At 57.8% G+C, this 21,768-nt stretch carries 13 protein-coding genes and 5 pseudogenes; 7 read left to right on the top strand and 11 right to left on the bottom strand.

The window, feature by feature from the left end; all coding sequences use genetic code 11:
• Positions 1–85: 85 nt before the first annotated feature.
• Positions 86–824, top strand: a pseudogene (locus AC6I8M_RS18725) (permease); the annotation flags it as partial.
• On the opposite strand, the pseudogene nrdG reads toward AC6I8M_RS18725, so the two are convergent.
• Positions 825–1,288 (bottom strand): annotated as a pseudogene (gene nrdG, locus AC6I8M_RS18720) (anaerobic ribonucleoside-triphosphate reductase-activating protein); the annotation flags it as partial.
• Positions 1,285–3,421: pseudogene (gene nrdD, locus AC6I8M_RS18715) on the bottom strand (anaerobic ribonucleoside-triphosphate reductase). The pseudogenes nrdD and nrdG, both read right to left, overlap by 4 nt.
• 279 nt (positions 3,422–3,700) lie before the next feature.
• Here nrdD and AC6I8M_RS18710 point away from each other — a divergent pair.
• A pseudogene (locus tag AC6I8M_RS18710) lies at positions 3,701–6,086 on the top strand (beta-N-acetylhexosaminidase).
• Between the two features lie 112 nt (positions 6,087–6,198).
• Here the strand turns inward: AC6I8M_RS18710 and ridA are convergent.
• The 4 genes from ridA to argF all read right to left on the bottom strand — a co-directional run bounded on the left by ridA (position 6,199) and on the right by argF (position 9,327).
• Entirely contained in the window at positions 6,199–6,585 is a 387-nt protein-coding gene (ridA, locus tag AC6I8M_RS18705; RefSeq protein WP_010615965.1) for a 2-iminobutanoate/2-iminopropanoate deaminase, read from the bottom strand.
• Positions 6,586–6,663: 78 nt separating this feature from the next.
• On the bottom strand, positions 6,664–7,128 hold the full coding sequence (pyrI, locus tag AC6I8M_RS18700; RefSeq protein ID WP_010615964.1) for an aspartate carbamoyltransferase regulatory subunit: 465 nt from the start codon (positions 7,126–7,128) through the stop codon (positions 6,664–6,666).
• An 11-nt stretch (positions 7,129–7,139) separates the two neighbouring features.
• Positions 7,140–8,075 carry an aspartate carbamoyltransferase gene (gene pyrB / locus AC6I8M_RS18695; RefSeq protein WP_010615963.1) on the bottom strand — a complete coding sequence of 312 codons (936 nt, stop codon included), beginning with the start codon at positions 8,073–8,075 and terminating at the stop codon, positions 7,140–7,142.
• A gap of 244 nt (positions 8,076–8,319) precedes the next feature.
• Positions 8,320–9,327, bottom strand: coding sequence for an ornithine carbamoyltransferase (gene argF / locus AC6I8M_RS18690; protein WP_010615962.1), 1,008 nt, complete (start codon positions 9,325–9,327; stop codon positions 8,320–8,322).
• A gap of 162 nt (positions 9,328–9,489) precedes the next feature.
• Between argF and rraB the strand changes: the two genes are divergently transcribed.
• Together rraB and miaE are read left to right on the top strand one after the other, a co-directional pair.
• Positions 9,490–9,909, top strand: a complete 420-nt coding sequence (rraB, locus tag AC6I8M_RS18685; RefSeq protein ID WP_010615961.1) for a ribonuclease E inhibitor RraB — start codon at positions 9,490–9,492, stop codon at positions 9,907–9,909.
• Between the two features lie 56 nt (positions 9,910–9,965).
• Positions 9,966–10,727: a tRNA isopentenyl-2-thiomethyl-A-37 hydroxylase MiaE gene (gene miaE / locus AC6I8M_RS18680; RefSeq protein WP_498013561.1), complete on the top strand. Its 762-nt coding sequence runs from the start codon at positions 9,966–9,968 to the stop codon at positions 10,725–10,727.
• Positions 10,728–10,980: 253 nt separating this feature from the next.
• Here the strand turns inward: miaE and AC6I8M_RS18675 are convergent, their stop codons facing one another.
• From AC6I8M_RS18675 to pepA, 4 genes are all read right to left on the bottom strand, one after another.
• Positions 10,981–11,487 (bottom strand): GNAT family N-acetyltransferase, encoded by a 507-nt coding sequence (locus tag AC6I8M_RS18675; RefSeq protein WP_022547939.1) that lies wholly within the window; start codon positions 11,485–11,487, stop codon positions 10,981–10,983.
• A 63-nt stretch (positions 11,488–11,550) separates the two neighbouring features.
• Entirely contained in the window at positions 11,551–14,406 is a 2,856-nt protein-coding gene (locus tag AC6I8M_RS18670; protein ID WP_010615958.1) for a valine--tRNA ligase, read from the bottom strand.
• A 5-nt stretch (positions 14,407–14,411) separates the two neighbouring features.
• Positions 14,412–14,870, bottom strand: a complete 459-nt coding sequence (locus AC6I8M_RS18665; RefSeq protein ID WP_010615957.1) for a DNA polymerase III subunit chi — start codon at positions 14,868–14,870, stop codon at positions 14,412–14,414.
• A 184-nt stretch (positions 14,871–15,054) separates the two neighbouring features.
• Positions 15,055–16,566: a leucyl aminopeptidase gene (pepA, locus tag AC6I8M_RS18660; RefSeq protein WP_022547938.1), complete on the bottom strand. Its 1,512-nt coding sequence runs from the start codon at positions 16,564–16,566 to the stop codon at positions 15,055–15,057.
• Positions 16,567–16,839: 273 nt separating this feature from the next.
• Here pepA and lptF point away from each other — a divergent pair, with 273 nt between their 5' ends.
• Positions 16,840–17,940 (top strand): LPS export ABC transporter permease LptF, encoded by a 1,101-nt coding sequence (gene lptF / locus AC6I8M_RS18655; RefSeq protein WP_041387147.1) that lies wholly within the window; start codon positions 16,840–16,842, stop codon positions 17,938–17,940.
• Entirely contained in the window at positions 17,940–19,016 is a 1,077-nt protein-coding gene (gene lptG, locus AC6I8M_RS18650) for an LPS export ABC transporter permease LptG (RefSeq protein ID WP_041387145.1), read from the top strand. The genes lptF and lptG overlap by 1 nt, the downstream gene beginning before the upstream one ends.
• Before the next feature lie 142 nt (positions 19,017–19,158).
• On the opposite strand, the pseudogene AC6I8M_RS18645 reads toward lptG, so the two are convergent.
• Positions 19,159–20,000, bottom strand: a pseudogene (locus AC6I8M_RS18645) (IS3 family transposase).
• A 352-nt stretch (positions 20,001–20,352) separates the two neighbouring features.
• Here AC6I8M_RS18645 and fliD point away from each other — a divergent pair.
• Complete coding sequence (gene fliD, locus AC6I8M_RS18640) at positions 20,353–21,759, top strand: flagellar filament capping protein FliD (RefSeq protein ID WP_498013560.1); 1,407 nt, start codon at positions 20,353–20,355, stop codon at positions 21,757–21,759.
• Positions 21,760–21,768 lie beyond the last annotated feature (9 nt).

Genomic DNA, 21,768 nt, shown 5'->3' with positions numbered 1-21,768 from the left:
CACGGGCATAACCTGAATAACACTGTAGGATCTGCGTCGCGCCCTCCGCGCGGCATACGTTATTCAGTTGAATACGGAACCGGTTATGACCCAATTCGCCTCACCTGCACCAGCGGCCCGCTTCGCCTGGTGGAAACCGCTGCTGTTCCTCGCCGTGGTGCCTATCGGCCTGTGGTACGTTAAATGGCAGCCTTACTATGGCAAAGCCTTCACGGCTGCAGAAACCCATTCCATCGGCCGATCTATTCTTGCCAATGCAGCAGATTCGCCGTGGCGCGCCGCGCTGGATTACGCCATGGTCTATTTTCTCGCGGTGTAAAAAGCCGCGGTGCTCGGTGTGGTGCTGGGCTCGCTGGTGCAGGTGCTGATTCCGCGCCGCTGGCTGCTGCGCCTGATGGGCAGCAACCGGCTGGGGGCCACGCTGGTCGGCACCGGTTTTGGCCTGCCGGGCATGATGTGCAGCTGCTGTGCCGAGCCGGTGACCGTCGGCCTGCGCCAGGCGCAGGTTTCAAGCGGCGCCGCGATGGCGTTCTGGCTGGCGAATCCGCTGCTCAATCCGGCAACGCTGGTGTTTATGGGCTTTGTGCTCGGCTGGCAGTTTGCCGCCATTCGGCTGGTGGCGGGGTGGGGTGATGCTGCTGGGCATTGCCATGCTGGTGCAGCGCAGCGTGCCGAAAACCGCCGTTGCCGCGCCGCTGTTGCCTCACGAAAGCCATGAACGGTTTCTGACGCGCTGGCTGCGCGTGATGTGGCGACTGTTCTGGAACACCACTCAGCTCTACATCGTGGCGGTGCTGCTGCTCGGCACACTCGCGCTGTGGCTGGCGTAGATACCAGATAGTCTGATTGCGGCTGCCGCGCCACAGCAGCCGCGCATCTTTTTCCGCTTCGATGAAACGTCCATCAATCAGCACGTCGATTTCCGCAATCACTTCGCGCTGCGCCACCGTCAGCTCCGCCAGGGTGTAGCCGGTCCACAGCCAGATATCTTATCCGGACAGTCGCGGCGCACGCGTTTCACCAGCCGGCGAATATGCGGCACATTGTGCGGATGCAGTGGATCGCCGCCGCTCAGCGACAGCCCCTGATGTGGAATGCGGCGATCCTGCAGATCGGCGATCAGTTGCTCCTCCATGGCCAGCGTAAACGGCACGCCGGAGTCAGGCCGCCTAGTGCTCTGGTTGTAGCAGCCGCGACACTGATGTTCGAAGCCCGCGACAAACAGCATGCAGCGCGTGCCGGGACCATTCAGGATATCCACATCGTAGTAGCGATGAATGTGCATCATCCCAGCTGTCCGGTATCAAGGTGTTTGACACGGCGCTGCACTTCTTCCTGCTTGCCGGCGTTGAACGGCCGCTCATCCGGGCTGCCAAGATAGCCGCAGACGCGGCGCGTGACCGAGACGCACGCCGGATCGTGATTGCCGCAGCACGGACAGGTAAAGCCTTTGCTGGTACAGCTGAATTCGCCGCTGAAGCCGCATGCGTAGCACTCATCGATCGGCGTGTTAGTGCCGTAATAGGGCACGCGGTCGTAGCTGTAATCCCACACATCTTCCAGCGCCCGCAGGTTGTGCTGAATGTTGGGGTATTCGCCGTAACAGATGAAGCCGCCGTTAGCGATGGCCGGGTGGGGCGCTTCAAAATCGATTTTGTCGTACGGATTGATCTTTTTCTCTACGTCGAGATGGAAGCTGTTGGTGTAATAGCCCTTGTCGGTCACGCCCGGCACCACGCCAAATTCGGCGGCATCGAGGCGACAGAAGCGATCACACAGGTTTTCACTTGGCGTACTGTACAGGCTAAAGCCGTAGCCGGTCTCCGCTTTCCACGCATCCACCGCTTTACGCAGATGCGTCACAATCGCCACGCCGGTTGCGCGCAGGTGCGCGGCATCATACGGATGCACGGCGTTGCCGCTTAGCGCGTTAAGCGTTTCATGCAGACCGGTATACCCCAGCGAGATCGAGGCGCGGCCGTTGCGGAAGATCTTGCCCACCTCGTCGTCCGCGTTGAGCCGCACGCCGCAGGCTCCTTCCATGTAAAGAATCGGTGCGACGCGCGCTTTGGTTTTTTCCAGCCGGGCAATGCGGGTCATCAGCGCCCGCTTCGCCAGCGCCAGGCGCGCATCCAGCAGCGTCCAGAAGCGGGCTTCGTCTCCCTGGGTTTCTAACGCAATGCGCGGCAGGTTGAGGCTGATCACGCCGATGTTGTTGCGGCCTTCATGGATCTGCTCGCCGTTTTCCTCGTAAACGCCGAGGAAGCTGCGGCAGCCCATCGGCGTTTTGAACGAGCCGGTGACTTCCACCACTTTGTCGTAGTTGAGGATATTCGGATACATGCGCTTGCTGGCACACTCCAGTGCCAGCTGTTTGATGTCGTAATTGATGTCGCTGGCGCGGCGATTGACGCCTTCACGAATGGCAAACACCAGCTTAGGGAACACCGCGGTTTTATGGTTTTTGCCCAGCCCGGCAATGCGGTTGCGTAGAATCGATTGCTGAATCAGGCGCGCCGCCCAGTCGGTGCCGAGGCCAAAGCCAAAAGTGACGAACGGCGTCTGGCCATTGGCGGTGTGCAGCGTATTAACCTCGTACTCCAGCGATTGAAACGCGTCGTAGCACTCTTTTTCTGTGCGCGCGCGCGTAAGCTTCCACATCAGCAATCTGCCATTCGCGGGCAATCTGGCGATGCTTGTCGAGACTGAGGGTGACAAACGGCGCCAGCACTTCGTCAATGCGGTTAATGGTGGTGCCGCCGTAAATATGGCTGGCGACCTGCGCGATGATCTGCGCCGTCACCGCGGTGGCGGTGGCGATGGATTTTGGCGGTTCAATCTCGGCGTTACCCATTTTGAAGCCGTGCGTCAGCATGCCGTGCAGATCGATCAGCATGCAGTTAAACATCGGGAAGAAGGGAGAGTAGTCGAAGTCGTGATAGTGGATTTCCCCACGCTCGTGCGCCAGCACCACATCGCGCGGCAGCAACTGCTGCTGGGCATAATGTTTGGCCACGATGCCGGCCAGCAGGTCGCGCTGCGTCGGGATCACTTTGCTGTCTTTGTTGGCGTTTTCGTTGAGCAGCGCCGCGTTGGTCTGTTCCACCAGGCCGCGGATGGCATGGTGCAGCTTGCCGCGCTGCTCGCGCGCCAGATCGCGGTCGTGACGGTATTCAATATAGGCGCGCGCCAGCTGTGGCCAGCGTCCGCTCATCAGCGCCTCTTCCACGGCACACTGTATGTCGCGAATATCGACTTCAGCCTGCGTTGCCAGCTGCGCGCTGACCTGCTGAGCGACCGTCGTGCACCAGGCCAAGTCGTCAACCTGGGCGGCCTGCGCGGCGGCACGCACTGCAGCTTCAATGCGCCGGGCATCAAACGGCACCCTGCAACCGTCACGCTTAATCACTACCGTTGCCATCTTCCCTTTCTCCGCTGGAAACTACATGTAAATTAATTTTAAGGAGTGTAATCGCAACATGTGGTGTTTCAGAGGGAATTAATCGCACTGTTTTTGACCTGTCGCAAAGAAGCGCGGCCAGCGCCTGAAAGCCGTGCAGTGGTCAACAGCCGCTACACTGAAAAGTTTTAAGCCGGACAAATTTCAGCCGGTTGCAACTTGCTTTGCGTTGCGAAACAGGTTTAATGAGCGTTTTGCGCCATTTCTGACCTATCGTTTTGCTTTACAAGGATGCCCACCATGCTTCTGCCCCGTACGCTGCTGGCCGTTTTGTGTTCCCTGACGTTTTCCACGCAGGCCGCACCGGCAGGCGATCTGCCGCTGATGCCGTGGCCACAGCAGGTGACGCAGCCTGCTGGCGGTGGCGCATTTACCCTGACGCCGCAATTTTCGCTGCACATCACCGGCGATCACCTTGAAGGGGCCGAAGCGCGCTGGCGCGCCAGCATTGCGCGGCAAACCGGCTAGGCGCTGCTGCCTGTCAGCCCGGCCAGCGAACGTCCCGCTATTCAGGTCCGGATTGCCGACGCGGTCGATCCGCTACCGCAACCGGACAGCGACGAAAGCTACCGTCTGGAGGTCAGCAGCAGCGGCGTATTGCTGCAGGCACATACCCGTTTTGGCGCGATGCGCGGCATGGAAACCCTGCTGCAGCTGATCGCCAACACCGCCAGCGGCAAGCAAATTCCCTTTGTCACTATCGACGACCGGCCGCGCTTCCCGTGGCGCGGCGTGTTGATCGACCCGGTGCGCCACTTCCTGCCGCTGGAAACCCTCAAGCGGCAGATTGATGGTATCGCCGCGGCGCGCATGAACGTGTTTCACTGGCACCTGACCGACGATCAGGGCTGGCGCTTTGCTTCCAGTCACTATCCGCAGCTGCAGCTGCAGGCCAGTGATGGCCTGTTCTACAGCCAGCAGCAAATGCGCGAGCTGGTGCACTTATGCTACCCAGCGCGGCGTGTGCGTGGTGCCGGAAATCGATCTGCCAGGCCATGCTTCCGCCCTAGCCGTGGCGATGTCGGAGCTGATGAGCGCGCCGGGGCCGTATGCCATGGAGCGCGGCTGGGGGGTGTTTAAACCGCTGCTCGATCCCAGCAATGAAGCGGTGTTTCGCTTTATCGACACGCTGATCGGCGAAGTCGCGGCGATCTTTCCCGATCCCTACATTCACATCGGCGGGGATGAAGTCGATCCCAGTCAGTGGAACGCCTCACCGAAGATTCAGCAGTTTATGCGAGACTACGGCCTGCAGGACGCACATGCGCTGCAGGCGTGGTTCAACCAGCGGGTTGAGAAGATTCTCGCCGCGCATCAGCGGCGCATGCTTGGCTGGGATGAGGTGTACCATCCCGACCTGCCGAAAAGTATTGTGATTCAGTCGTGGCAGGGGCAGGACGCGCTGAGCGAAGTGGTAAAGCAGGGTTATCGCGGCATTCTTTCCACCGGTTTTTATCTCGACCAGCCGCAGAGCGCCGCGTATCACTATCGCAACGAGCCCTAGCCGCAGGGGCTGAACGGCGTCGATCAACTGCGCGCCGACGATCAGGCGCAAAGCTGGCAGTTTACTATGCCGCGTCTGAAAGGCAGCGCGGTGCAGGGCAGTTTTACCCTGATTGAGAGCAAAAACGGCTGGCGCGGCTTTATCGATTTCAGCGGCAAGGCGCGACGCCAGGTCAGCGACATTCGCTGGCTATCACCGACGCAGCTGACCTTCAGCGTCGACAGCTGGATGGGGCCGTTTCAGCCGGTGGTGACGCTGACGCGTGACAGCCTGACCGGCTACGTGTGGGTGGGCAATGTGCGCTATCCGACCACAGGCAGCAGGCTGGCGCAGATACCGGCCGGTATTGCCCCGGTACTGCCCACGCCCGCTCAGCTGCAGCGTGATTTGCTGGGCGGTGAAGCGGCGCTGTGGGCGGAGAACGTGAATAGCCGGGTGATTGATACGCGGCTGTGGCCGCGCGCCTTTGTGGTGGCGGAGCGGCTGTGGTCGGCGCAGGATGTGACCGACAGCGAGAATATGTACCAGCGGCTCAGCGCGATTGATCGCTGGGGGACGGTGTCGGTCGGCCTGCAGCAGCATTAGCAGGCCGAGGTGCAGATGATGCGGCTGGCCAACAGCAGCGATATCACTCCGCTGCGCGTGCTGGCGGAAGTGCTTGAACCCGCGCAGTATTACACCCGGCAGCACCTGAAGTTTCAGGCCGGGCATTATGACTATTTTGAGCCGCTGAACCGGCTGGCGGACGTGCTGCCGGCCGAGAGCGAGCCGGTGCGGCTGCTGGATAAGCAGGTGGATGCGCTAATTGCGAATCGCGGCGATCATGCTGCCGCCAGCGCCCTGCGCCATCAACTGCAGCGCTGGCAGCGCAACAGCGATGCGGTGATGCCGCTGGCGCTGGGCAATTATCAGCTGAAAGCGCTCCAGCCGCAGGTGCGCCAGGTAGCCGCGCTAAGCCGGATGGGATTAGATCTGGTTAACGCGCTGGAGCGCAATCAGGCCTACGGCGCAGGCGAAGTGGCGCAGATGCACGCGCAGCTGGATGCGGCGGCGCAGGTGCAGGATGAAACGGTGCTGGCGCTGGTGCGACCGCTGGAAAAATTGCTGCGATCGTCGAGATAGGGAATATCGGAAGTCACGAACTATGCAGGGTCGTTATTCATGACGACCTGGCGATCTCTCCAGGTGCGCACGGATGCGCCCCCTGCATGCTGTGTGATTGATTACAGCTAAATCAGCGACGTACCGCGATGGCTTCGATCTCAATCTTCACGTCTTTCGGCAGACGCGCCACTTCCACGCAGGAACGCGCCGGGAAGCTGGCCTGATGTTCGGTGAAAAACGCTTCATAGGTGGCGTTGACCGTGGCGAAATCGTTCAGGTCTTTGACGAACACGGTGGTCTTCACAATGTCGCCCACCTGCAGGCCAGCGGCCAGCACAATCGCCTTCACATTCTCCAGCGACTGACGCGCCTGCGCGGCGATGTCGTCCGGAACCGCACCGGTGGCCGGATCGACCGGGATCTGGCCGGAGGTGATGATCATGCTGCCGAGATCCACACCCTGGACGTACGGGCCAATCGCTGCCGGGGCTTTTTCAGTACTGATTTCGCGAGACATTGTTTCTCCTTAGGCATGCGCGGCGAACCCTTGCCCGCCGCGAAAATGTTCGCCCCATTATAGGGAGGAAACGGGCGATTACCAGTGACCGAGCACCACGTGGCGCGCGAACTCTTTCTCACAGTATTTGCACTTCAGGTGCACATCGTCATCGCGCTGTTTCACCGCAAAGCTGGAGAACACCGGCTCGCTGCGGCTGATGCAGTTGCCGTTGGGGCAGGTCAGCACGCGCTCGATGCGTTCCGGCAGCGTCGGTGCGATCTTCGCCACCACTTCATACTCATCAATGCGATTCACCGTGGCGTGCGGCGCGTACACCGCCAGCTGATTGATCTGGTCATCGGTCAGAAAAGTATTTTCAATTTTGATCAGATCCTTACGCCCCATCTCGCCCGACGGCAGATTAAGGCCGATGGTGATGCGCTGATCGGTTTCAGTGAGGCGGAACAGTGACAGTAACTTAAAACCGACCTGCGCCGGAATATGGTCGATCACCGTGCCGCGTTTGATGGCTTCAACCTGCAGTTTGTTATCGTGGGTCATCGTTCTGCTCCTTACAGTGCCAGTTCGCTATTCAGTACCAGCGCCAGCAGGGCCTGGCGGGCATAGATGCCGTTGCCGGCCTGCTGGAAATACCAAGCGTGCGGCGTGCTGTCGACATCGGTGGTGATCTCATCAATGCGCGGCAGCGGATGCAGCACCTTCATGTTATCGCGCGCACCGGCCAGGTCGGCTGCCCGCAGAATGAACTGCGCTTTCACGTTGGCATACTCAGAGGGATCGAGACGCTCTTTCTGTACGCGCGTCATGTAGAGAATATCCAGCTCCGGCATCACTTCTTCGATGCTGTCGTGGCGCGACCAAGCAATGTTCTGTTCATCCAGCATATCGGTGATGTAGGACGGCATCGCCAGCGCATCCGGTGCGATGAAGTAGAAGCGGTTGCCGCTGAATTTCGCCAGCGCCTGGGTCAGCGAATGCACGGTGCGGCCATATTTCAGGTCGCCGACCATCGCCACGTTGAGGTTATCGAGGCGGCTCTGGGTTTCCCGGATGGTGAACAGATCGAGCAGCGTCTGCGTCGGATGCTGGTTGGCCCCGTCGCCGGCGTTAAGGATCGGTACGCCGCCCGAAAACTCCGTGGCCAGCCGCGCCGCCCCTTCCTGCGGATGGCGCATCACGATGGCATCCACATAGGTGTCAATCACCGAGATGGTATCGGCGAGGGTTTCCCCTTTCTTGCCCAGCGAGGTGTTGCTGCCGTCGGCAAACCCCACCACCGACGCGCCCAGCCGGTGCATCGCGGTTTCAAACGACAGACGGGTGCGCGTTGAGGCCTCAAAGAAGCAACTGGCGATAACATTGTGTTTCAGCAGCTCCGGCTGCGGATGGGCTTTCAGCTGGGCGGCGGTATGAAGCACCAGCTCCAGCTCATCGCGGTTGAGGTCGTTGATGGAAATAATGTGCTTGCGATATAGCGGGTTGGCCATAGCTCTCTCCTCTGCGCTGCCGGATTGCGGACAAAAAAAAGCCCCTTTACAACAGGGGCTTTCTGGCGATCGATGAATGACGGAAAGAAACAGGTGCGCCGCCTGCATTCAGGCGAACGGGAGCGGCAAATTGTACGCTGCGCTGTTGCATGTTTCCTCCGGCAAATTGTGGCGCATTATACGCATTCACAGAGCAGCATCAAACAGAAATCACGCGCGAGGTAAACGTTTGCGCTGCGCAGGCTTAGCGCTGACTCAGCGTCGCCACCATCACCGCTTTGATGGTGTGCATGCGGTTTTCCGCCTGGTCAAACACCACGCTATGGTCGGATTCAAACACCTCGTTGCTGACTTCCATGCCGTCATGCAGACCATACTGTTCGGCCATCTGCCGTCCGAGTGTGGTTTGGTCATCATGAAAAGCTGGCAGACAGTGCAGGAATTTCACCTGGGGATTGCCGGTCAGTGCCAGCATCGCGCTGTTCACCTGATAAGGACGCAGCAGGGCGATGCGCTCTTCCCACACCGATTTCGCTTCGCCCATCGATACCCAGACGTCGGTATAGATGAAATCAGCACCCTGCACGCCTTCGCCAATCTCTTCTGTCAGGGTGATTTTGCCGCCGGTGTGCTGCGCTGCCGCGCGGCATTGCGCCACCAGTTCCTCTTCTGGCCAGCAGCCTTTCGGCGCCACCAGCCGCAGATTCAGCCCCACCAGCGCCGCCGCTTCCAGCATGCTGTTGCCCATGTTGTTGCGCGCATCACCGACATACACCAGCGTCATCTCGCTCAGCGCTTTGCCCGGCAGATGCTTCTGCATAGTCAGCAGGTCAGCCAGCAGCTGCGTCGGATGGAACTCGGTGGTCAGGCCATTCCACACCGGCACGCCGGCATATTCGGCCAGCGTCTCTACCAGCGCCTGGCCGTAGCCGCGGTACTGAATGCCGTCATACATGCGTCCCAATACGCGCGCGGTGTCTTTCATCGACTCTTTATGGCCGATCTGGCTGCCACTCGGGCCGAGGTAGGTGACGTTAGCACCCTGATCGTAGGCGGCAACTTCGAAAGAGCATCGGGTACGGGTCGAGTCTTTTTCGAAGATGAGCGCGATGTTTTTGCCTTTCAGGTACTGGGTTTCGCTGGCATTTTTCTTTGCCTGTTTTAATTCACTGGCGAGTGATAACAGACCAGTGATTTCGGCTGGGGTGAAATCCAGCAATCTCAGGAAATGTCTCGAATACAGCTGAATCATACTGCGCTCTGCATTACATCAATAATGAATTAAAATTCAATATAACCGTATTAATATGCATTTTCAACCCCAGCGATAAGAAACTTTCTGTTTTGTGTAGTGGCGCGCGAGGCAGTGTGGGAAAATAATTGCATTCACTGCCACCATTTTGAGGACACGCCCATGGCATACGAAGCATTGCTGGAAGAACAGCGCGAAGAGACGCGCCTGATCATTGAAGAGTTGCTGGAAGACGGCAGCGATCCGGATGCGCTTTACACCATCGAGCATCATCTCTCCTGCAACAACTTCGACTCGCTGGAGAAGGCCGCGGTTGACGCTTTCAAGCTGGGCTATGAAGTCACTGAGCCGGAAGAGCTGGAGCTGGAAGACGGTAGCACCGTGATGTGCGTCGACATCCTGAGCGAATCGGCGCTGAAGCCGGAGCTGATTGACGCGCAGGTCGAGCAGTTGGTGAATCTGGTCGGGAAATACAACGTCGATTACGACGGCTGGGGCACCTACTTTGAAGATCCGGATGCCGAAGATGAAGACGACGGCGAAGAGATCGACGACGAAGACGATGACGGTGTGCGTCACTAAACCCTAACGGGCGGCATGCGCCGCCCGGTAATTTTCCTGCCAGCAAAGAACCTCCGATGAATTACGCTTCGCTATTAGACCCCATTCACCAGTTTTTACAGTGCCGCACGCCGCAGGCGTGGATTGATGAAGCGCGCAAGCCGGAAAATCTCACGCTGCTGCTTACCGATCACATGGTATGCGAGTTGAAAGCGGCGCAGACCGCGGTGTGGCTGATTCGCAAATACGTCGCGGATAAACCCAGTGGTGACGCGATTCTGGCGTGGCTGCAGCCGTACGAAGATTTTATTTTCGGCGATAATCACGACAGCGATTTTATCAATGCCCACAAGAATCTCAGCAAAAGCATTATTGTGCGTAATGAACTGCCGTGGGCTGATGAGATGGTGGAAAAGATGGTGCTGCTGATCAAAGAGGAGCTGCACCACTTTTATCAGGTGTGGGAAATCATGCAGGCGCGCGGTTTGCCCTATCGCAAGATCACCGCCAGCCGCTACGCCAAAGGGCTGCTGCGTGAAGTGACCACCCATGAACCGGATACGCTGGTGGATAAACTGATTTGCGGGGCGTATATCGAAGCGCGTTCCTGCGAGCGCTTCGCCAGCCTGGCGCCGTATCTGGATGCGCAACTGGAGAAGTTTTATATCTCGCTGCTGCGCTCAGAGGCGCGCCACTATCAGGATTACCTGACGCTGGCAGCACAGATTTCACCGAAGGATATCGCGCCGCGCGTGCGGGCGATTGGGGCAACAGAAGCGCGCTTGATCAGCGAACCAGACGCTGAGCTGCGCTTTCACAGCGGCGTGCCGGCGTTTTGATTTGGTGCGCGCTGGCCCTCTCCCGCGTGCGGGAACCGTTCTGAGCGGTGTGTTGGTCCGGCTGCTAACCTGCAACGCGCTGGATCGACTCCCTCTCCCGCGTGCGGGAGAGGGCTGGGGTGAGGGCAATTCTCTTACAGCAGCCGCAGCATGCTCACTTTGTGCAGTATGTTGATCTGATTGCCAGCCTGAAACGCGCTCGATCCACTCCCTCTCCCGCGCGCGGGAGAGGGCCGGGGTGAGGGCAACTCCCTCACAACACCCGCAGCATTCTCACTTCGCAATCCACGTGACCGGTACAGCCCATCGCGTCCTCAATCTGTTCAAAGCCCAGCGACTGGTAGAGCTTAATGGCGCGCGTCAGGCTGCCGGTGGTCTCTAGGTAGCAGCGTCGGAACCCGCGCTGGCGGGCAAAATCCATCGCACGCAGCGCCAGTTCGCGCGCTAAACCCAGCCCGCGCACCGATGGCAGGAAATACATCTTCTGCAACTCACAGATATCCGGTGCGCTGCAGGCGAGCGGCGCCACGCCGCCGCCGCCGACCACCTGACCTTCATGCTCCATGATCCAGTAGGCGCTGTCCGCCGCACTGTACAGCTCAAACAACCGATCGAGCTGCGGGTCGGACACGGTATAACCTTTATCCGCCGTCAGGCCGAACTCGGCGGAGACATCACGAATCACCTGCGCAATCCGCGGATTATCGGCGGCGACAATCGGGCGCACCTGCAGGTTAAGTAGCGTGGCGGTGGTCATCATAATCTTCCGATAGAAAAAAGCCGGGCAGTGCCCGGCTTCGATTAAGCGTCAGGACTGAAGCGCTTACAATGCCGCAATCACGCCCTGCTGTTCAATCAGTTTTGCTTTTGATTGCTCCAGCTCGGCTACGCGCTCGCGCTCTTTCGCCACCACCGCTTCCGGTGCGCGCGATACAAAGCCTTCGTTAGCCAGTTTGGTCTGAATCTTCTCGATCTCGACATCCAGCTTCACCAGCTCTTTCGCCAGACGCTCCAGCTCGGCTTCCTTGTTGACCAGATCTGCCATCGGGATCAGCAGCTCTGCGCCATCAACAATTTTGGTCACCGAGACCGGACCTTTCTCGCCGGCTGGCAGAATGGTCAGGCTCTCCAGACACGCCAGGCGCGACAGGAAGTTGCGGTTCTCTTCAACACGACGCTGCGCCGCCGGCGAGCAGTCGCGCAGCAGCACGTCGAGCGGCTTGCTCGGCGCGATGTTCATTTCGGCACGGATATTACGCACCGCCACAATCGCCTGCTTCATCCACTTGATATCGGCCTTCGCTTCCGCATCTTCCTTCGCCGCATCATACTGCGGGAACGGCTGCAGCATGATGGTATCGTGGTTGATGTTCTTCAGCACTTTCACGCGCTGCCAGATGGTCTCGGTAATGAACGGGATGATCGGATGTGCCAGGCGCAGCAACGCTTCCAGCACCGTCACCAGCGTGTTGCGCGTGCCGCGCAGCTCCGCTTCGCTGCCGCTGTTCATCACCGGCTTGGTCAGCTCTAGGTACCAGTCACAGAACTGGTTCCAGGTGAAGTCGTACAGAATGTTGGCAGCGATATCAAAACGATAGCTATCCAGCGCTTCACGGTACGCTTTCACTGTGCTGTTGAATTCCGTCAGGATCCAGCGATCCGCCAGCGACAGCTTCATCTCGTCGCCGTTCTGGCCGCAATCCTGAACTTCGGTGTTCATCAGCACGAAGCGGCTGGCGTTCCACAGCTTGTTACAGAAGTTGCGGTAGCCTTCCAGGCGCTTCATATCCCAGTTGATGTCACGACCGGTGGAAGCCAGCGCGGCGAGGGTGAAGCGCAGCGCATCGGTGCCGGAAGGCACGATACCGTCCGGGAACTGCTTCTCGGTGCGTTTGCGAATCTTCTCAGCCAGCTGCGGCTGCATCATGTTGCCGGTGCGTTTCTCCAGCAGATCTTCCAGCGAAATGCCGTCCACCATATCCAGCGGATCAATGACGTTGCCTTTCGACTTGGACATCTTCTGGCCTTCTTCATCGCGGATCAAACCGGTCATGTAGACGGTTTTAAACGGTACCTGCGGCTTGCCGTTTTCATCTTTGATGAAGTGCATGGTCAGCATGATCATGCGCGCAATCCAGAAGAAGATGATGTCGAAGCCGCTCACCAGCACGCTGGTAGGATGGAAGGTGCGCAGCGCTTCGGTGTTCTCCGGCCAGCCCAGCGTAGAGAATGTCCACAGACCGGAAGAGAACCAGGTGTCGAGCACGTCGTCATCCTGGCGCAGCGTCACATCAGCGGCCAGATTGTTTTCCTGACGCACTTCTTCTTCGCTGCAGCCGACATAGACGTTACCGTTGTTGTCGTACCAGGCCGGAATGCGGTGGCCCCACCACAGCTGACGCGAAATGCACCAGTCCTGGATGTCGCGCATCCACGAGAAGTACATGTTTTCATACTGCTTCGGCACAAACTGGATATCGCCGTTTTCTACCGCTTCCACCGCGACTTTCGCCAGCGGGGCCGTGCGCACGTACCACTGATCGGTCAGCATCGGCTCGATCACCACGCCGCCGCGGTCACCGTACGGTACCGTCAGATCGTGTGGTTTGATTTCGTCGAGCAGGCCGAGTTCGTCAACGGCCGCGACAATCGCTTTACGCGCGGCGAAACGCTCCATCTTCTGGAACTGCGGCGGAATTTCATCGGAACAGGCATCGCTGACTTCACCGTTGGTGTCGAACACTTCCGCACGCTCGCGGATATCGCCATCAAAGGTCAGGATGTTGATCATCGGCAGCTTGTGACGACGGCCTACTTCGTAGTCGTTGAAATCGTGCGCCGGGGTGATCTTCACGCAGCCGGTGCCTTTCTCCATATCGGCGTGTTCGTCGCCGACGATCGGGATACGACGGTTCACCAGCGGCAGGATCACCTCTTTGCCGATCAGATCTTTGTAACGTGGATCTTCCGGGCTGACCGCCACGCCGGTATCGCCCAGCAGGGTTTCCGGACGGGTGGTGGCCACCACCAGGTAATCTTTGCCTTCGGCAGTTTTCACGCCGTCCGCCAGCTGATAGCGAATGTGCCAAATTGAGCCTTTGCTCTCGCGGTTTTCCACTTCGAGGTCAGAGATCGCCGTGCGCAGTTTCGGGTCCCAGTTTACCAGGCGCTTGCCACGGTAGATCAGGTTCTCTTTATACAGACGAACGAAGACTTCATTCACCGCGTTGGACAGGCCTTCATCCATGGTGAAGCGCTCACGCTCCCAATCAACCGAGTTACCGAGGCGACGCATCTGGCGGGTGATGGTGCCGCCGGATTCAGCCTTCCACTGCCAGATTTTTTCGATAAAGGCGTCACGACCGTAATCCTGACGCGTTTTGCCCTCTTCAGCGGCGATCTTGCGCTCAACCACCATCTGCGTGGCGATACCGGCGTGGTCCGTACCTGCCTGCCACAGGGTGTTTTTACCCAGCATGCGCTGGTAGCGGATCATGGTATCCATGATGGTTTGCTGGAAGGCGTGACCCATATGCAAGCTACCGGTGACGTTCGGCGGCGGGATCATGGTGCAAAAGCTTTCCTGGCTGGTATCGCCATTCGGTTTGAAGTAGCCCTGCTGTTCCCAGTGCTCGTAGAGCGGCTGCTCGATATCTTGCGGGTTATATGTCTTTTCCATATCTGCTATGTCGTTTGCGGCGGGGGTGGCGTCGCCGTATTCAATTGGAAACCAACGCTGCGATACGCTTTATAGCGGTCGCGCGCCAGTTGTTTCAGGGATTCTTCATAAGATACGAAGTCTATCACTTCATGGAAACCGGTAGCAAAATCTGCGAACTGCGGCAGCAGGCTGATCAGCAGATCGCGCGGCGCACTGCCGCGTCGCTGCGGCCAAGCCAGCTCAACCGGCGCGCCGTAGCGCGGGCCTTCGCCGGCCAGGTTGTGCGGCACAAAGGCGTTGGCCGGACGCTGCCACAGCGCTTCATCCAGCCGATTGGCCTGCTGTTCATCTTCGCAGGCAATTAGGATGCGCTTACCGTCTCGCCAGCGGCTGGCGGCCAAATCGCACACCAGCGCTTCGATGGCGCTTAAGCCGTCGCTGGCGCTTTCAGACTCCATGACAAAGAAGGTGGCGTTTTTCATGGCAGGTTATTTCCATCAATGACAGTGGGGCGCATTGTGCGACAGTAAGATTGCGGCGTCCAATAATAAGGTCGCCATGAATGGCGACCCTACACCCGTAGGGTGCGCATTCATGCGCACCGTTCCAATGGCCGCAGGGTGTCAAACGCATTCATGCGCACCGTTGCAGGATTCGCCCCGGATCTTAATCGTCGCCGTTCAGTCCGGCGCGGTTCAGCAGGAACTGCGACAGCAGCGGCACCGGACGGCCGGTCGCGCCTTTGGCTTTGCCGGAGCGCCAGGCGGTGCCGGCGATATCCAGGTGCGCCCAGTTAAACTTGCGCGCAAAGCGTGCCAGGAAGCAGGCCGCGGTAATTGCGCCGCCCGGACGGCCACCGATGTTGGCCATATCGGCAAAGTTGGATTCCAGCTGCTCCTGATACTCATCGGCCATCGGCAGACGCCACGCGCGGTCGCCCGACTGCTCTGACGCGCTAATCAGCTCGTGCGCCAGCGGGTTGTGGTTCGACATCAAACCGCTGACGTGATGGCCCAGCGCGATCACGCAGGCGCCGGTCAGGGTGGCGAGGTCAATCACCACTTCCGGATCGAAGCGCTCAATGTAGGTCAGTGCATCGCACAGCACCAGGCGGCCCTCGGCATCGGTATTCAGCACTTCAACCGTCTGGCCGGACATGGTGGTCAGCACGTCGCCCGGACGCATCGCGCGCCCGTCCGGCATGTTCTCACAGCCCACCAGCACGCCGACCACGTTCAGCGGCAGATTCAGCTCCGCCACCATGCGCATCACACCGTACACCGACGCCGCGCCGCACATGTCGTATTTCATCTCATCCATCGCCTCGGCAGGCTTGATGGAGATGCCGCCGGAGTCAAAGGTCAGTCCTTTACCCACCAGCACGATAGGGCGCGCATCGGCGTCGCTGCTGCCTTTGTACTCAATCACCGACATCAGCGACTCATTGTGCGAACCGGCACCGACCGCCAGATAGGCGTTCATGCCCAGCTCTTTCATCTGCTGTTCGCCAATCACGCGGGTGGTGACGTTTTTGCTGTATGCATCAGCCAGCTGACGTGCCTGCGACGCCAGATACGCGGCGTTACAAATATTCGGCGGCATATTGCTCAGGTCTTTCGCCGCTTTGACGCCGGCGGCAACGGCCAGACCGTGCTGAATAGCGCGCTCACCGCTGGTCAGCTCACGGCGGGTCGGCACGTTGAACACCAGCTTGCGCAGCGGACGGCGCGGCTCAACTTTGTTGCTTTTCAGCTGGTCGAAGTTGTACAGCGCCTCTTTGGAGGTTTCTACCGCCTGGCGCACTTTCCAGTAGGTATTGCGCCCTTTAACGTGCAGCTCGGTCAGGAAGCACACCGCTTCCATCGATCCGGTGTCGTTCAGGGTATTGATGGTTTTCTGAATCACCTGTTTGTACTGGCGCTCATCCAGCTCGCGCTCTTTACCACAGCCGATCAGCAGGATACGTTCGGACAGGATATTTGGCACATGGTGCAGCAGCAGCGTCTGGCCCACTTTGCCCTCCAGCTCACCGCGGCGCAGCAGCGCGCTGATGTAGCCATCGCTGATCTTATCCAGCTGCTCGGCAATCGGTGGCAGACGACGCGGTTCGAAAACGCCAACCACAATGCAGGCGCTGCGCTGTTTTTCCGGGCTACCGCTTTTTACACTGAACTCCATGCACTCTCCTGAATCTTAAAGACAACGGCCTTAGCTGTCGTTAGAATGTAGCGCGTTCGTAACCCATTAATTTGTTGCGACGCCATGACAATTTACGCCGGCGGCCATAATGAGTGGGGTGACAATGTGTTGTGTGTTGTTTTTTCACCACCCTAACGCGTTCGTCATACTATTTTAGCTACCATGACGGCCATTAATGAAGAAAAATGGCTGATAAGCGTTGAAACTAGCGATTTTCCTGCAAAAAGACAAGTTTTCACAGGCGTACTAAGCGTGATCATCATTAGATATCTGGTTCGGGAAACGCTCAAAAGCCAGCTGGCTATCCTGTTCATCCTGCTACTTATCTTCTTTTGCCAGAAGTTAGTCAGGATTTTGGGTGCGGCGGTGGATGGCGAAATCCCAACAAATCTGGTTCTGACATTGTTAGGACTTGGCGTGCCTGAAATGGCACAACTTATCCTGCCCCTAAGCTTGTTTCTGGCGATTTTAATGACCCTTGGGCGGCTGTACACCGAAAGTGAAATCACGGTGATGCACGCCTGCGGGTTGGGTAAAGGCGTCCTGATTAAAGCGGCGATGATCCTGATGCTGTTCACCTCGCTGGTGGCGGCGGTCAACGTGATCTGGCTTGGCCCGTGGTCTTCGCGCTATCAGGATGAAGTGACACAAAATGCCAAAGCCAACCCGGGGGCGGCGGCGCTGGCGGCGGGGCAGTTCCAGACCTCCAGCGACGGCAATACCGTGCTGTTCGTCGAAGACGTGAAGGGCAACACGTTCGGCAGCGTGTTCCTAGCGCAGCTGCGGCCGAAGGGCAATGCGCGGCCATCGGTGGTGCTGGCGGACAGCGGCCACATGGAGCAGCACAAAGATGGCTCGCAGACCGTGACGCTGGACAAAGGCACGCGCTTTGAAGGCACGGCGCTGCTGCGTGACTTCCGTATTACCGACTTCGTCAATTATCAGGCGCTGGTGGGGTACAAAGAGGCGGTGCTCGATCCTAACGATGCCGATCAGGCCGATATCAGCACGCTGATAAAAACCAAAACGCCGCAGTTCCAGGCGGAGCTGCACTGGCGTCTGACGCTGGTGTTCGCTGTGCTGGTGATGGCGCTGATGGTGGTGCCGCTCAGCGTGGTTAACCCGCGTCAGGGCCGCGTGCTGTCGATGCTGCCGGCAATGCTGCTTTACCTGATCTTCTTCCTGCTGCAGAGCTCACTGCGCTCTAACGCGGCGAAAGGTCGGTTTGATCCGGCGATCTGGATGTGGGTGGTCAACCTGGCGTATCTGGCGCTGGCGGTGGCGCTCAACGTATGGGATACCGTGCCGATGCGCCGTTTCCGCGCGCGCTTTAGCCGTGGAGGATCCGTGTGATGTTTAAGGTCCTTGACCGCTATACCGGCAAAACCATCTTCAACACCATCATGATGACGCTGTTCATGCTGGTATCGCTGTCGGGCATCATTAAGTTCGTTGATCAACTGCGTAAAACCGGGCAGGGCGCGTATACCGTGCTGGATGCCGGTTACTACACGTTGCTCAGCGTGCCGAAAGATATTGAGATCTTCTTCCCGATGGCGGCGCTGCTGGGCGCGCTACTGGGGCTGGGCACGCTGGCGCAGCGCAGCGAACTGGTGGTGATGCAGGCCTCCGGCTTTACCCGTCTGCAGGTGGCGGTGGCGGTAATGAAAACCGCGATTCCGCTGGTGCTGCTGACCATGGCGGTGGGCGAGTTTGTCGCCCCGCAGGGCGAGCAGATGGCGCGTAACTACCGGGCGCAGCAGCTGTACGGCGGCTCGCTGGTCTCGACGCAAAACGGCCTGTGGGCGAAAGACGGCAACGACTTTATCTACATTGAGCGCATTAAAGGCGACAACGAGATCGACGGCGTCAGTATCTATCGCTTCACCGACCAGCGGCGTCTGCTGAGTATGCGTTATGCCGCCACCGCAGTCTGGAATAAAGATCGCAAACTGTGGGAGCTGTCGCAGGTGGATGAGTCGGACCTGAAAGATCCGAAGCAGATTACCGGTTCACAGAGCCTGAGCGGCGAATGGAAAACCAATCTGACGCCAGACAAGCTGGGCGTGGTGGCGCTGGACCCGGACGCGCTGTCGATCAGCGGTCTGTATAATTACAGCAAATATCTCAAACAGAGCGGCCAGGAATCCGGGCGCTACCTGCTGAATATGTGGGGCAAAATCTTCCAGCCGCTGTCAGTGGCGGTGATGATGCTGATGGCGCTGTCGTTTATCTTTGGTCCGCTGCGTAGCGTATCGATGGGCGTGCGCGTGGTCACCGGCATCAGCTTTGGCTTCCTGTTCTACGTGCTGGATCAGATCTTCGGGTCACTGAGTCTGGTGTACGGTTTACCGCCGGTGCTGGGCGCGATTCTGCCGAGCGGCGCGTTCTTTGCCATCAGTTTGTATCTGTTGCTGAAGCGGCGGTAGTGATGGTTGCAGGGGCGCGATTCAGGGCGACCCTGTCATTCCCGCACCATTACTGTAGGGTCGCCATTCATGGCGACCTTTATCATTGATGGCGACCCTGTTGATGCCCGCACCGTTACCGCAACGTCTGCACCTGAAGTGGTCAACTAAAACTGGCCACCGCTTTAGAGTTTTTCCAGTATCGGTTTTCCGATTCGTTTGGGGGTAACCCACCGTTATAGTCATGCGGCCTTAGCGAGCTGTAATATCCGACGATATAGTCTGTGATCGCATGTGCAGCTTCGCTAAAGTTTATATAACCTGTCACTGGCACCCACTCGTTTTTCAGACTTCTGAAGAAGCGTTCCATCGGGCTGTTGTCCCAACAGTTTCCACGTCGGATCATACTCTGCCTGATCCGGCAACGCCACAGTAACTGCCTGCTTGTATAGTGGCTACCCTGGTCACTGTGGAACATCGCTCCGGCTGGTTTACCGCGAGTTTCCCACGCCATTTCCTGCGCTTTGATGGTCAGCCTGCTGTCCGGTGAGAATGACATTGCCCAGCCTACCGGTTTCCTTGCCAACAGATCGAGAACAACAGCGAGGTAAGCCCAACGCCTGCCTGTCCAGATGTACGTCACATCGCCGCACCACACCTGATTAGGCTCTGTCACTGCGAACTGTCGCTCAAGGCGATTCGGGATAACGATGTGTTCATGACCACCACGTTTATACCGGTGGGTAGCCTTTTTTAATATGTCGTTTTCATTTCAATACGTTGTAGCTTTTTCTTCAGCTCGCGTATTTCAATCTGTTCCGGGGTTATAGGGGAGGCTTTAGGTATTTTGCCCTGTCGTTCATCCCGCAACTGTTTTCCCCATCGCGTCATGGTAGAAAGACCCACATCCATAGCATTGGCCGCAGCTGCAACGGTGTAGTTCTGATCAAGGACCAGTTGAGCGGCTTCGCGTTTAAACTCTGCGCTGAAATTTCTTTTTTTCATTATGGCACCTGTGTTGTTCTGAGGTGAGCAGATCACCTCTGTTCAGGTGGCCAAATTTAGTGTGCCACTTCAGGTTTGCGTGGTCAGCGACAATGTGTTGGTATTGATAACGGCCATGATAAATTCCTTGAGTCAATGAGTTGATATTCTATCGGGCTTTTGGTCCGGGGCCATTCAGCTTGCTTTGGTTATCGTCGGTGCCTGAGAAAACCTTAGCTATTTTTTTAAACCCCGAAGACAGGCCCTTATCCCTTCTTTATTTGCCTCATTGTTTTTTTATATTTTGTCTAATATTTTTCCGCTTACTGCCGATACCCTCCTCAGTGATTATCCACCTATAAAGGATTACAATATGGCAAGTGTAAGTAACCTCAATGCTGGTAATAGCTTGGGTTTAAGCGAGCTGTATGACCAGCTTGAAACGGCAGAAAAAACCAACCTGACGCCAATTACAAATCAGCAAACCTTTTATAAAGCCAAGCTGACAGCATGGGGCGTCGTGCAAACGGCACTGGCGAAAGTCCAGACAGCTGCCGCTGCGCTCAAAGACACGTCTGCAATTGCCTCAACAAAAGTCAGCAGCACCAACACCGCGTTCACCGTCACGCTGGCCAATGATGCTGCGGCCAGTAACTTTTCGGTTGAAGTCACCCAACTGGCTAAAGCGCAGTCGCTGCTGTCGAAAAGCGCGACCAGTAAAGATGGCGATTTAGGCGATTCAAGCCTCGCCTCGCGCACCATCACCATTACGCAACCGGGTCAGAAAGACCCAATGACCATCACGCTGAGCAAAGATCAAACCAGCCTGACGGACATTAAAGATGCAATTAACAAACAGCAAGGCAGCGTTACCGCCAGTATCATCAAATCCGATGACAATACCTATTATCTGGCCCTGACCTCGCGTGATACCAGCACCACCAACGAGATGACGGTTTCTACCGATGACAGCGCCCTGGCGCAGTACATTGGTTTTACCAAAGGTGGCAGCAGCAATGGTATGACAGAGCAGGTGGAAGCGGCCGATGCCAAACTGAGCATCAATGGCGTCGCCATCACCCGCAGCAGCAACACCATTACTGATGCGCCGGAAGGCGTCATGCTGAACCTGACCAAAACCAACACCGGCAGCCCGGAGACCTTATCCGTCACCAAGGATAATGCGCCGATGATCGCCGCGGTGCAGGCTTACGTTGACGCGTACAACTCGCTGCAGACCACCATCAGTAACCAGACCAAATACACCGCCGTGGATCAGGGCAGTACCTCGCAGGACTCCAGCAATGGCGATCTGTTAGGTGATGGCACGCTGCGTAACATTCAGACCAGCCTGCGCTCCAAGCTGTCCACCAGTGCCCAGAGCGGCGGCAGTATTTCACTGCTGTCACAAATCGGTATTACCCAGGACGTGAATGGCAAGCTGACCGTCGACAGCACCAAACTGAACAAAGCGCTGGATGAAAAATCGGCGGATGTGGTCAGCTTCCTGTCCGGTGATGGCAAAACCACCGGCTTTGCGACGCAAACCAGTAACTATCTGGACCAAATTTTAGGCAACAATGGTTCTGTACAGAACGCCACTGACGGTATCAATAAAACGCTGAAGAAACTGTCTGACGATTACGATCGGGTAAACGCACAGATTACCGCCACTATGGCGCGCTACAAGACCCAGTTCACGAACCTGAATACGCTGGTCTCATCCATGACCCAGACCCAGAACTATCTGACGCAGCAGTTCGCGAACATGAGCAGTTAACAGGAGTTA

The organism is Type-A symbiont of Plautia stali, from assembly GCF_059731155.1.
Note: the sequence above shows the minus strand (reverse complement) of the source record. Positions and strands in the feature narration are given on the sequence as shown.